The organism is Roseitalea sp. (assembly GCF_984466335.1).
This window is the reverse complement of sequence record NZ_CFIFWG010000028.1, coordinates 11,421-22,935: the sequence shown is the minus strand read 5'-3', so window position 1 is coordinate 22,935 and position 11,515 is coordinate 11,421. Positions and strand designations below refer to the sequence as shown.

12 protein-coding genes are annotated in these 11,515 nt (G+C 68.7%); 4 read left to right on the top strand and 8 right to left on the bottom strand.

What is annotated here, in order from left to right; genetic code table 11:
- Positions 1-36 precede the first annotated feature (36 nt).
- Together AC5E6L_RS04410 and lptF are read right to left on the bottom strand one after the other, a co-directional pair.
- On the bottom strand, positions 37-1,131 hold the full coding sequence (locus AC5E6L_RS04410) for an LptF/LptG family permease (RefSeq protein WP_491771538.1): 1,095 nt from the start codon (positions 1,129-1,131) through the stop codon (positions 37-39).
- A 2-nt stretch (positions 1,132-1,133) separates the two neighbouring features.
- Entirely contained in the window at positions 1,134-2,297 is a 1,164-nt protein-coding gene (gene lptF, locus AC5E6L_RS04405) for an LPS export ABC transporter permease LptF (RefSeq protein ID WP_491771536.1), read from the bottom strand.
- A 243-nt stretch (positions 2,298-2,540) separates the two neighbouring features.
- Here lptF and AC5E6L_RS04400 point away from each other — a divergent pair, with 243 nt between their 5' ends.
- A complete protein-coding gene (locus AC5E6L_RS04400; RefSeq protein WP_491771534.1) occupies positions 2,541-4,019 on the top strand; it encodes a leucyl aminopeptidase in 1,479 nt (492 codons plus the stop codon).
- Between the two features lie 19 nt (positions 4,020-4,038).
- Positions 4,039-4,491, top strand: coding sequence for a DNA polymerase III subunit chi (locus tag AC5E6L_RS04395; protein ID WP_491771532.1), 453 nt, complete (start codon positions 4,039-4,041; stop codon positions 4,489-4,491).
- Positions 4,492-5,098: 607 nt separating this feature from the next.
- On the opposite strand, the gene AC5E6L_RS04390 is transcribed toward AC5E6L_RS04395, so the two are convergent.
- On the bottom strand, positions 5,099-6,973 hold the full coding sequence (locus tag AC5E6L_RS04390) for an ABC-F family ATP-binding cassette domain-containing protein (protein ID WP_491228761.1): 1,875 nt from the start codon (positions 6,971-6,973) through the stop codon (positions 5,099-5,101).
- A 246-nt stretch (positions 6,974-7,219) separates the two neighbouring features.
- Here AC5E6L_RS04390 and ndk point away from each other — a divergent pair, with 246 nt between their 5' ends.
- On the top strand, positions 7,220-7,642 hold the full coding sequence (gene ndk / locus AC5E6L_RS04385; protein WP_491228762.1) for a nucleoside-diphosphate kinase: 423 nt from the start codon (positions 7,220-7,222) through the stop codon (positions 7,640-7,642).
- A 49-nt stretch (positions 7,643-7,691) separates the two neighbouring features.
- Here ndk and AC5E6L_RS04380 read toward each other — a convergent pair whose 3' ends face one another.
- Positions 7,692-8,138 (bottom strand): acyl-CoA thioesterase, encoded by a 447-nt coding sequence (locus AC5E6L_RS04380; RefSeq protein WP_491228763.1) that lies wholly within the window; start codon positions 8,136-8,138, stop codon positions 7,692-7,694.
- Positions 8,139-8,279: 141 nt separating this feature from the next.
- On the opposite strand from AC5E6L_RS04380, the gene trhA reads away from it, so the two are divergent.
- Positions 8,280-8,969, top strand: a complete 690-nt coding sequence (gene trhA, locus AC5E6L_RS04375) for a PAQR family membrane homeostasis protein TrhA (RefSeq protein WP_491228764.1) — start codon at positions 8,280-8,282, stop codon at positions 8,967-8,969.
- Positions 8,970-8,978: 9 nt separating this feature from the next.
- Here the strand turns inward: trhA and AC5E6L_RS04370 are convergent, their stop codons facing one another.
- The 4 genes from AC5E6L_RS04370 to AC5E6L_RS04355 form a co-directional block, all read right to left on the bottom strand.
- Positions 8,979-9,449, bottom strand: coding sequence for a molybdenum cofactor biosynthesis protein MoaE (locus AC5E6L_RS04370; RefSeq protein WP_491771528.1), 471 nt, complete (start codon positions 9,447-9,449; stop codon positions 8,979-8,981).
- Positions 9,450-9,458: 9 nt separating this feature from the next.
- The gene (gene moaD / locus AC5E6L_RS04365; RefSeq protein ID WP_491771526.1) at positions 9,459-9,722 is read right to left on the bottom strand and encodes a molybdopterin converting factor subunit 1; all 264 of its coding nucleotides are present in this window, start codon (positions 9,720-9,722) and stop codon (positions 9,459-9,461) included.
- Between the two features lies 1 nt (position 9,723).
- Positions 9,724-10,320, bottom strand: coding sequence for a CDP-diacylglycerol--glycerol-3-phosphate 3-phosphatidyltransferase (gene pgsA / locus AC5E6L_RS04360; RefSeq protein WP_491228767.1), 597 nt, complete (start codon positions 10,318-10,320; stop codon positions 9,724-9,726).
- 93 nt (positions 10,321-10,413) lie between these two features.
- Positions 10,414-11,515: excinuclease ABC subunit UvrC (locus AC5E6L_RS04355; protein WP_491771524.1), on the bottom strand; the 1,102-nt coding region annotated here is incomplete at its 5' end.

The following is an 11,515-nucleotide window of genomic DNA, read 5'->3' as shown; positions in this document are numbered from 1 at the left end:
GCCGCCTCTGCGCCATCATGCCCCCTCGGCTACCCATTACCCGTCTTCATGGTTGAGAAGATACCCGATTCCGAACAGGATCCCGCCAACCACCGGAAGCCACGCGGCAATCACCGGCGGCATCGCGCCGGCGCTGCCGAAAGACTTGGCCAGCGCCGTGACGACATAAAGCAGAAAGCCCGCGGTGACGCCAGCGACAATCATCGAGGCCGACTGGCCGAAGCGGACGAACCGCAACGACACGGTGGCGGCGATCATGGCCATGGCGACCATCAGGGCGGGAAGGGCGACAAGCGAATGAAACTGCATGGAAAACGGCGCCGACGGCACTCCGAACGAGCGCGCCGTCGCGATCTGCCGGCCCAGCGCATAGACCGGAACCATCTCCGGCGGCACCAGCGACTGGCGGATCACGGTTTCGTCAAGTCGCGTCCGAACGGCCATTCGGGCGGTTTCGACGGGCCGTCGCCGGGGCGCGCTGGTGGTCACGTCCTCAAGCAGCCAGGTGCCCTCGCCCAGGCGCGCCCGCCGCGCGTCGTGACGCGCGACGATGCGTTCGTCGGCCCCGATTTCAAGGAAGGTGGCGTCAAACAGCGTCACATCCTGATTTGTCGCCGAACGGGCGGTGATGATGTAGGAGCCGCCGCCCTCCCGGCCCTGCCGCAGCCAGGGTTCGTGCGTGTCGAACAGCGCGCTCTGCGCGCCGCCGCGCCAGCCGCCCTCGATCGCCTGCGCAAGCGAAAAGCCGTTCGCGGCCAGCGGGTTGAGCACCGTGACGCCGATGATGCCGATCACCAGCGCCCCTGCCCATGTGGGCGCGAGGAACTGCCAGGCCAACATGCCGGCGGCGCGGGCGACCACCAGTTCGTGCTTGCGGTTCAGCGCGATCAGCGTCGCGATCGTCGCAAACAGCATCACGAAGGGCAGCGTCGCCTGCACGATGAACGGCACCCGCATGGCCGAAATGCCCAGCGCTCCAAGGGCGGTGTAGTCGGGCAGGCCCCCCGTGCGGCTGGACAACTCGGTGAAGTCGACGAGCAGCGCCAGCGCGGCGATTCCGGCCGCAAAGCCGCCGACCATGCGCATCAGGCGCATGAACACATAGAGCTGCAATGTGCGCCCGGCCGCCATGGTCACGCCCGGCCCGGCGCGGCGCGCGCGCGCCGCAATGCCAGCGCCCGCACGGGATGCACCAGCCGGTCGGGAACGGCCACCGTCCAGCCGCGCAGATACATGATGAGCGAAAGGCCGATGCCGCCCAGCGGGATGGCATAGAGCAGCCAGAACAGGGCGCCGTCGACCTTGATCTGGTTATAGGCGAAATAGCTGCCCCAGCGGTAGCCCAGGCCCGCGCCGAAGGCCAGCGCCACCGTGATGGTGCGCGTTGAGCGGTGCGAGCGCGGCTGGCCCGCCAGCACCAGTGCCACCATGGCGAACAGGACCGGATAGAGCCATTCGGTCATGCGCCGGTGCAGTTCGCCCCGCGCCTGGCCCGGCCAGCTTCGCAAGGACGGATCGTCGGGATCGGGATCGAGCAGGTAGGTGGTCTCGCGCTCATGCAGGAGATAGCGCGGCATGTCGGCGGCGCTGCTGAAGCCGCCCAGATCGACGGCGTAGCTCTGAAAGCGGATGATCGAGACCTGTCCGGTCGAAACGTCGGTGCGGTGCAACTGGCCTTCCCGCAGCACCAGAAGGCTTATTCCGGTGCTGTCGTCGATCACCGCTTCGCGCGCATACTGGACAAGATGGGTGTCCGGGTCGCGCCGGTCGGCGATCATCAGGCCGGTCAGCCGGCCGCCGGCCTCCTTGCGGTCGACATAAAGGGTGAGCCCGTCCTCGACCTCGATGAAGCGGCCGTCCCGGATCACGCCCGCCAGCAGGTCGGTGCGCAGTTCCACCACGATGTCGCGGACGGCGCGGTTGGCGCGCGGCTCGACCAGGTGGCTGATCAGCGCGATCGTGGCGCCAAGGGCGAGCGCGACGATCAGGACGGGCCGGGCGAACGCCATGCGGCCGATGCCGGAGCCGGCCATCACCGGCATCTCGCTGTCGGCGTTCATGGCGTTGAGCACGTTGACCGCGCCGATCAGCAGCCCGAACGGCAGGGTGAGCGTGACGAACTGCGGCGTCAGCAGCGCCATCATGGTCAGGAACGCGCCGATCGAGCCGGCCGAGCCGGTCGCGAAATCGATGCGCGTGACCGCCTGCGTGACCCAGACGACGGCGAGGATCGCCGCGAACGCGCTGAACGATGCGGCGGCGACACGCCGCAGGATATAGCGTTCAACGGTCCTCACGGGCGGGGTCTGTCCTCGCTTCGAACGGTCCGGGATGGGCGGCGGCAACCGTCCCGTGCCGGGGGCTGCGTCCCGTGCCGGGGCTGCGTGTCGTGCCGGGTCCATCATCAGCCGTCACGGCTAACAATGTGGAAAACGTCACGGTTAATGAACCATTGCGGCGCCTTTCGGGCCTTGCTATCGCCGCGGGAGGCACCAAAATCAAGCCATCCGTAGCCTGACCCGTCAAAGGTTTATCTCCCCATGTCCATATCGCCGACCGTCACCTTCGCCAAACCCGCCCCTGTCAAGAAGGGCGCGGCGCTGCTTGTCGCGCCCCAGGACGCCGATATCGGCGCGCTTGCCGGCGAACTCGACGGCGAGGGGGTGGTCGGCCGCGCCGCGCAGATCGCCGAATTCACCGGCAAGGCCAAGGCGGTGCTCGACGTTCTGGCCCCGGCGGGCAGCCCCGCAAGCCGTATCGTGGTGGTCGGCGCGGGCAAGCCGGACGATGCGTCCGACACGGGCTGGCTGGCGCTGGGTGGTGCGGCGCGCGCGGCGATGGCCAAGGAGCCGCAGGTGACCATGATCGCCCATGAGGCGATGGACGCGGACGCCCTTGCCGCCTTCGCCCAGGGCTGGCTGCTGCGCTCCTATGCGTTCAGGAAATACAAGACCGCAAAGAACGCCGATGGCGAGGGTTCCAAGGCGCAGAGACTTGTGATCCAGACCGCCGATGCCGCCGCCGCCAGGAAGGCCTGGCGCGATGCGGAGGCGGTGGCGCGCGGCGTGATGCTGGCGCGCGATCTGGTGAACGAGCCGGCCAACGCGCTGGGCACCGAGGAGTTCGCCGCGCGCGGCGAGGCGCTCCAGGCGCTCGGGGTGGAGACCGAGGTGCTCGGCGAGCCCGAAATGCGCGAACTGGGCATGGGCGCGCTCTTGGGCGTCGCGCAGGGCTCGGCGCGTCCGCCGCGGCTTCTGGTCATGATGTGGAACGGCGGCAAGGTGAAGGACAGGCCGGTGGCGTTCATCGGCAAGGGCGTCGTGTTCGACACCGGCGGCATCTCGATCAAGCCGGCCGGCGGCATGGAGGACATGAAGGGCGACATGGGCGGCGCGGGCGCGGTGGCCGGGCTGATGCACGCGCTGGCCGCGCGCAAGGCCAGGGTCAACGCCGTCGGCCTGGTCGGCCTGGTCGAGAACATGCCCGACGGCAAGGCCCAGCGGCCGGGCGACATCGTCACCTCCATGTCCGGCCAGACGATCGAGGTGATCAACACCGACGCGGAGGGGCGCCTTGTCCTCGCCGATGTGCTGACCTATTGCAGCAACAGGTTCGAGCCCCGCGCGATGGTCGATCTGGCAACGCTCACCGGCGCCATTCTGGTCGCGCTCGGCCAGCATCACGCCGGGCTGTTTTCCAATGACGATGCGGTTTCCGAAGGTCTCGCCAGGGCGGGCGAGGCGACCGGCGAAAAGGTCTGGCGCATGCCGATGGGCCCCGAATATGACAAGATGATCGACTCCAAGTTCGCCGACATGAAGAACATCGGCGGCCGCAATGCCGGCTCGATCACCGCGGCCCAGTTCCTCAGACGCTTCGTCGGCGACACGCCCTGGGCGCATCTGGACGTGGCGGGAACCGCCATGGCCTCGCCGGCCGGCGACATCAACCAGTCCTGGGCTTCGGGGTTCGGCGTGCGCCTGCTCGACCGCTGGGTGCGCGACATGTTCGAGGGGTGAGGATGCGGCACCGCGCGCCATGACCGAGGTCACCTTCTACCATCTGACCGAAACCGCGCTCGGCGAGGCGCTTGCCGGCCTTGTCGACAAGGCGCTTGCCCGCCGATGGAACGCGGTGGTTCAGGTGCCGGACGCCGAGACCTGCCAGGCCGTGGACCGGATGCTGTGGACTCATGAGCCGGTTTCGTTCCTGCCGCACGGCCGCGACGGCGACGAGCCGGCCGGCGACCATCCGGTCTTCGTGACCGCAACGCACGGCAACCCCAATGGCGCGGCGATCCGTTTTCTGGTCCATGGCGCCGAGGCGGACGGCGATCTTTCGGCCTATCGGCGCCTCGCCATCATGTTCGACGGCGGCGATGAGGACGCGGTTCGGCACGCCCGTGGACAGTGGAAGGCGCTGAAGGCCGGGGGCCATGATCTGGCCTACTGGAAACAGACGCCCGAGGGGCGCTGGGAACGGGCGGCCTGAACCCGTGCTGTACCGCCTCGGCATCGCCTCGATCCTGTTCGGCTTCATCGGTCTTTGGGCCTATCCGACCTGGTTCGACACCTACAACAATGTCGAACTGGGCACCTACCGCATCCATGACGCGCGCGACGGCTTCCGCTCCGTGTCCGGCATCGGCCTGTCGCCGGACGCCGCGCCCTTGCTGATGCGGATCACCGGGCGCAGCACGGGCGTGCCCGCGCCCGGCGCCGGGCCCACCACCTTCACCTTCGTGCTCGACGGGCCGGACGGAACGGTGACCGCGCAGGTGCTGACGATCGACGGCACCGGCGGCGCGACCGCCGGCGGCCTTGAAGACGGGCGGCGCATCGCCCTGGCCGTCGGCCCGATCACCGGGCTGGGCGACGGCGAGCATCTGTTCGTGTTCGGCCAAGGCGACCGCAACGGCATCCCGCTCTCCTTCCTCGACATGGCGCTCACCGGCGCGGTCGCCGCGCCCGATGGGCGGGTGCGGCGGGCTGGTCGGGCTGGGCCTGCTGGCGGCCCTTCTGTCCATGCTGCGCCGTCGCCATGGGCGCGCGCCGCGGCCGCAAAGGCCGGCGCGCCGCTGGGGCCGCGCCGCGGGCGATTAGTCGCCCGCTGCCGCTTCATAGTCGGCCGAAAGGGTCAGCCATGCGTCCTCCCAGGCCGAACGCTTGTGTTCGGCCTCGGCCCGCTTGCGGGAAAGCTCGGCGACCCGCGCCCCGTTCGCGGCGACATCGGGCTTGAGAAACTCGGCGTCGATGGCCGAGATCGCCCTGTCGGCCTTTTCGACCAGCGCTTCCAGTTCGCCGATCCTCTTGCGCATGGGCGCCAGTTCGGCGCGCCGCGCCGCCGCTTCCTGCCGCTTGGTCCGCGCGCTTGAAGCCGAGTGCGCGGCCCCATCGCCCGATGTCGCCTCGCCCTTGAGGATCAGCGCCCGATAGTCCTCCATGTCTCCCTCGAAAGGCGCGACGGTTCCACCGCCGACCAGCCACAGCCGCTCGGCGCACGCTTCGATCAGGTGCCGGTCGTGACTGATCAAGATCACCGCCCCCTCATAGGCGTTGAGTGCCTCGGTGAGCCGGGCGCGGCTGTCGATGTCCAGATGGTTGGTCGGCTCGTCGAGGATCAGAAGATGCGGCGCGTCATGGGTCGCAAGCGCCAGCGCCAGCCGTGCCCGTTCACCGCCGGAAAGCGCGGCCGCGGCCGTGTCCATCTTTTCGCCGCTCAGCCCGCACCCGGCCACGCGCGCCCGCACCCTGGCCTCGCCCTCGTCCGGATAGAGCGCGCGGAAGTGCCGATAGGCCGAGGCGCCCGGATCGAGATCGTCGAGCTGGTGCTGTGCGAACATGGCCACGCGCAGCCGGTCGGCGCGGGTCAGCGCGCCGGCGTCCGGCGAAAGGCGCCCGGCGAGCAGTTTGGCGAAGGTCGACTTGCCGTTGCCGTTGGCGCCCAGAAGCGCGATCCGGTCGTCATGGTCGACCCGCGCGGTCAGGCGCCTGAGGACGGGCGCGCCCGGCGCGTAGCCGACATCGACCGCGTCCATCGCGACGATCGGGGAGGCGGCCTGCCGCGCGGGCGAGGGCAGGCGGATGGGCGCGACCGATTCGTCGACGAGAGCCGATGCATCGCCCATCCTTTCGAGCGCCTTGATGCGGCTTTGCGCCTGCCGCGCCTTGGAGGCCTTGTAGCGGAACCGCGCGACGAAGGCTTCCATGTGCCTGCGCCGGGCCGCCTGCTTCTCGGCCATCTTGGCGCTCAGCTCCGCCTTTTGTGCGCGCGTGCGCGCGAATGTGTCGTAATTGCCGCGATAGAGCGACAGCCCGCGGTGTTCGAGATGCAGGATCGAGGTCGCGCACGCGTTCAAAAGGTCGCGGTCATGGCTGATGATCAGCACCGTGTGCGGATAGCGCTGGATGTAGCTTTCCAGCCAGAGCGTGCCCTCAAGGTCGAGATAGTTGGTCGGCTCGTCGAGCAGCAGCAGATCCGGCGCGGTGAACAGGACCGCGGCCAGCGCGACGCGCATCCGCCAGCCGCCCGAAAAGGACGCGCAGGGGCGCGCCTGCGCCGCCGCGTCGAAGCCAAGGCCGGCCAGGATCGAGGCCGCGCGCGCTTCGGCCGAATGGGCGTCGATATCGGCAAGGCGCGTATGGATGTCGGCGATCCGCGCCGGGTCCGTCTCGGTCCGGGCGGCCGCGAGCAGGGCGGTGCGCTCTGTGTCGGCGGCGAGCACGGTCTCGATCAGCGTGTCCTGGGTGCCCGGCGCCTCCTGCGCCACCTGGCCGATGCGCATGGACCTGGCGACCGTGACCGAGCCGGCCTCGGGTCCGATCTCGCCCGCGATCAGCCCGAACAGCGTCGTCTTGCCGGTGCCGTTCCGGCCCACCAGCCCGCATTTGGCGCCGGTTGGCACCGTGGCCGACGCGCCGTCGAGCAGCAGGCGGCCGGCGATGCGGAATGTGAGGTCGGAAATCTGCAACATGGCCGCTGTTTGGCGCAGACCCGCAAGGCGGGCAAGCCTTCTTGCCGGTCGCGCGCCTTGCAGGGCAATCGCATATGAGGCGCGGGTCCCAGGATGACGCATGACGGCGGCGGGCCTTGCGCGAACGCGGCCATATGCGATTGCCCTGGCACCCCTTGTAACGCCCCTTGGCAACCCGCACCGGCCCGGCTATAGGGCCGCCATCTTCCCCACCTTTCCGAACGCACCGTCACAAAGGGTATCACGATGGCGATCGAGCGCACCTTCTCCATGATCAAGCCGGACGCGACCAGGCGCAACCTGACCGGCGCGATCACAACGATTTTCGAAGAGAACGGGCTGCGCGTGGTCGCCTCCAAGCGCGTCTGGATGAGCCGGCGCCAGGCCGAGGGCTTCTATGCCGTTCACAGGGAGCGTCCGTTTTTCGACGAACTGTGCGATTTCATGTCGTCCGCTCCCACCGTCGTTCAGGTTCTGGAGGGCGAGAACGCGATCGCCAGGAACCGCGAGATCATGGGCGCGACCAACCCGGCCGACGCCGCCGAGGGCACGATCCGCAAGCTCTATGCGAACTCGATCGGCGAGAACTCGGTGCATGGCTCGGACGCGCCCGAAACGGCGGCCGGGGAGATCGCCTACTGGTTCGCCGAGACCGAGATCGTCGGCTGAGCGCCGGCGGCGCGATGCGCTTCGGGCCGGGCCTGCGCGTCCGGCCTTGTCATGCCGGCGGGGCGGGCTCGACGGCAAGCGCGGCGAAAAGCGCCCGCGCCTCTTCGGGAAGCGGCGTCGAGCGCCGCGCTTCGGCATCGGTCAGAACGATGACGCTGTCGGCTGCGGCCGTGCACGCTCCGTCAAGGAAGAGCGCCTGAGCGAGTGTGACCGACGATTTGCCGATGCGTGAAATCCCGCTCGCCACGAGAACCTCGCCCGGAAAGGTCATCTCGCCCATGAAGCGGATCGTCAGTTGCGCGATGACGAACTGCGTGCCTTGCGGCGGCAGGCTGCGCGCGCGGTCGTACAGAAACGCAACCCGGCCGCTTTCGAACAAGGTGGCGAAGACCGCGTTGTTGATGTGTCCCTGCTGATCCGTGTCGCCGAAGCGCAGGCGCTCGGTCACATGGTGGGGGAAGCGGTTCGGATCGGGTGGGGCGCTGGTGATGGTCATGAAACTGTCCGGCGTTTGAGGTTTGACTCAACGCACATACAACACTGCGTGAAATGGCAAAATGGCCTATCGAACCGCGTTAAGCGCACTCTAAGCTTTCCGCGGTAGCATGGGTGGAACGGACAGGGGACGGGGCTTGGCGTGAACGCAGTTGCGTCCGATAGCCGGATGACCGGCATGGCGGGGGGCTGCTACCCCGACTATACGCGCGGCGAAAGGATCGCCGACGGCGCCGTCCACGTCCTTGGCGTCGCCGCGAGCCTGGCCGGCTTCGCCCTTGTCTATGCGTTCGCTTTCGGCACGCTGCCGGTCCCGCTCAACACCGCGCTCATCGTCTACGGTCTTACGGTCTTTGCCCTGTTCTGCTTTTCGGCCGCCTATCACATGACGCCCTGGCCGCGGATGCGGCCGGCCCTGCGCCGTTTCGACCAGGCGGCGATCTTCCTGAAGATCGCCGGCTCCTACACGCCCGTGGTCGTGCTGATCGGCGGCGGGTTCGCCTATCTGATGCTGGCCACGATCTGGGCGGCGGCGCTTGCGGGCGCGGCTGGCAAGCTGTTTTCCGGCGGCATTCTGGATCGCTACACCGTCTTTCTCTATCTGGGCATGGGCTGGGCCAGCATGCTGCTGGCCTGGCCGATGTTCGCCAGCGTGCCCTTCGTGGACGCCTGGCTGATCGTCGCCGGCGGGCTGGTCTATTCGGTCGGCGTCATCTTCCATCAATGGAGCGGGCTGAAATACCAGAACGCGGTGTGGCACGGCTTCGTGTTCGCCGCCTCGGCCTGCCATTTCACGGCCATCGTGCACGCCTCGTTCGCCCTGTCCGCCTGAGCGGGCCCGTCAGTCTGGCCTTTCCCAGCGCGCGGTGTCGGCCCGGTCCCGTTCGGTCGCTGCGACCCATGCACCTGTCGTGCCGTCGGCCAGATGCTCGCGTTTCCAGAAGGGCGCGTGGCTCTTCAGGAAGTCCATCATGAAGTCGGCCGCCTGAAACGCCGCGCGCCGGTGCACCGAGGCCGCAACGACCAGCACGATCGCCTCGCCGGGCCGGATCAGCCCGTGCCGGTGGATGACGGTCAGCGCGCCGACCGGCCAGCGCTCGCAGGCTCGGTGCGCGATCCTGCCGATCTCCGCTTCGGCCATGCCCGGATAGTGTTCCAGTTCGAGCGCCGCCAGCCGCCCGCCCTCGTCGCGGCACAGGCCCGTGAAGGTGACGAGCGCGCCGATATCGGGCCGCTCCCGCGTTATGGTCTCGCACACGGCCGTCGCATCGAACGGCTCGGCCTGCACGACAATGTCCGGCGCGGCCGCCATGGCGGGCGCTCAGCCGCCCGTCATCGGCGGGAAGAAGGCGATCTCGCGCGCCGGACCGATCGGCTCTGCCGGATCGGCGTGCTCCTGATCGACCGCCATGCGGATCGCGTGCGCATCGTCAAGCGCCAGCGCGTAAGTGTCGCCGCGCGCCTTCAGCCAGGCGATCACGTCGGCCCCGGTCCGCGCCGCCTCGGGCAGTTCGAGCGTTTCCTCGGGCACGCCGATGCGCTCGCGGACCCAGGCGAAATAGATGAATTTGACCTGCCGCGCCAATTCAGCCTCCCGTGACGTGCCGCATGCCCGAGCGGAAATAGTCCCAGCCCGTATAGAGCGTGATCAGCGCCGACACCCAAAGGAGCGCCAGGCCGGCTTCCGAGATGAACGGGACGATCCTGTCGCCGGCCGGCCCGGCCAGAAGGAAGCCGATCGCGACCAGTTGCAGCGTCGTCTTCCACTTGGCGAGCTGGCTGACGGGCACCGAGACCTTCACCGCGGCCAGATATTCGCGCAGACCCGAAACCAGGATCTCCCGGCACAGGATGATGATCGCCGCCCACAGGCTCCAGCCGGCGATCGAGCCCTCCGCGGCCAAAAGCAGCAGCGCGACCGAGACCAGCAGCTTGTCGGCGATCGGGTCGAGCATCCTGCCGATCGCCGAGCCCTGCTGCCATTTGCGCGCAAGATAGCCGTCCAGATAGTCGGTGATCGAGGCGATGACGAAGATCGCCAGCGCCGACCAGCGGGCGAAATCGCTGGCGACCAGACGGCCCTCGACGAAGAAGCACAGCACCATCAGCGGCACGGCGATGATACGCCCGTAGGTCAGAAGGTTCGGGACCGAATAGGTGTGCTCGGAGGAAGTGTCGGTCATCGCGCTGCATCCGCCCAATCCATCGCGTTCATGAGTTCGCGGTCTAACCACCATGCGAGGCCGGGGCGCGTCAAGCGCGCCGGCCGCCGGCGACTACGCCCCGTCATGGAAATGGGCGTAAATCTGGGCGGCGATGGTGTCCGATATGCCGTCCACCTTGGCGATGTCCTCGGCCGCGGCGCGCGCGACCGCCTTGGCGGTGCCGAAATGGTGCAGCAGCGCCCGCTTGCGGCTGGGGCCGATGCCGGCGATCTCGTCGAGCGGGTTCCTGATCATCTCCTTCTTGCGCCGGGCGCGGTGCGAGCCGATGGCGAACCGGTGCGCCTCGTCGCGCAGGCGCTGGATGAAGTAGAGCACCGGATCGCGGGGGGGCAGCGAGAAGTCCTTGCGGCCGGGCATGAAGAACCGTTCGCGGCCGGCGTCGCGGTCGACGCCCTTGGCGACGCCGATCAGCGCGATCCGGTCGGCCACGCCCATATCGTCTAGGATGGCCCTGACCGCGTTGAGCTGGCCCAGCCCGCCATCGATCAAAAGCAGGTCGGGCCAGGCGGGCAGGGCCGCATCGCCGGCATCGGTCCCGGCATCGCCGTCCTCGTCGCGCTCGGGTCCGTGCTCCCTGACCAGCCGCGCAAAGCGCCGCTGCATGACCTCGCCCATCATGCCGAAATCGTCGCCGGGCGTGATGTCGGTCGAGCGGATGTTGAACGTGCGGTACTGGTTCCTGACGAAGCCTTCCGGCCCCGCCACGATCATCGCGCCCACCGCATTGGTGCCCATGATGTGGGAATTGTCGAACACCTCGATGCGGCGCGGCGCCCGCTCAAGGCCGAACGTCTCGGCCAGCGCGTGCATCAGCTTGCCTTGCGAGGCGGTCTCGGCCAGACGGCGGCCGAGCGCTTCCCTGGCGTTCGCCGTGGCGTGGCCGACCAGCGCGTGCTTTTCGCCGCGCTTGGGCGCGGTCACGGCGACCTTGCGGCCGGCGCGCAGCGTCAGCGCCTGTTCGATCAGCGCATTGTCCTCGACGGCGTGGGACAGCAGGATCAGCCGCGGGCAGGGCCTGTCGTCGTAGAACTGCGACACGAACGCGCCCAGCACCTCGCCGGGCTCCATCGACGCGTCGGCCTTGGGGAAGTAGGCGCGGTTGCCCCAGTTCTGCCCGGTGCGGAAGAAGAACACCTGGACGCAGGTCACCCCG

What these genes read in the sequence shown, in the direction of transcription:
- pgsA (WP_491228767.1), bottom strand. Translation starts at nt 10,320, where the DNA reads ATGACCGACACTTCCTCCGAGCACACCTATTCGGTCCCGAACCTTCTG.
- AC5E6L_RS04400 (WP_491771534.1), top strand. Translation starts at nt 2,541, where the DNA reads ATGTCCATATCGCCGACCGTCACCTTCGCCAAACCCGCCCCTGTCAAG.
- AC5E6L_RS04410 (WP_491771538.1), bottom strand. Translation starts at nt 1,131, where the DNA reads ATGGCGGCCGGGCGCACATTGCAGCTCTATGTGTTCATGCGCCTGATG.
- AC5E6L_RS04370 (WP_491771528.1), bottom strand. Translation starts at nt 9,449, where the DNA reads ATGGCGGCCGCGCCGGACATTGTCGTGCAGGCCGAGCCGTTCGATGCG.
- AC5E6L_RS04395 (WP_491771532.1), top strand. Translation starts at nt 4,039, where the DNA reads ATGACCGAGGTCACCTTCTACCATCTGACCGAAACCGCGCTCGGCGAG.
- ndk (WP_491228762.1), top strand. Translation starts at nt 7,220, where the DNA reads ATGGCGATCGAGCGCACCTTCTCCATGATCAAGCCGGACGCGACCAGG.
- AC5E6L_RS04380 (WP_491228763.1), bottom strand. Translation starts at nt 8,138, where the DNA reads ATGACCATCACCAGCGCCCCACCCGATCCGAACCGCTTCCCCCACCAT.
- AC5E6L_RS04390 (WP_491228761.1), bottom strand. Translation starts at nt 6,973, where the DNA reads ATGTTGCAGATTTCCGACCTCACATTCCGCATCGCCGGCCGCCTGCTG.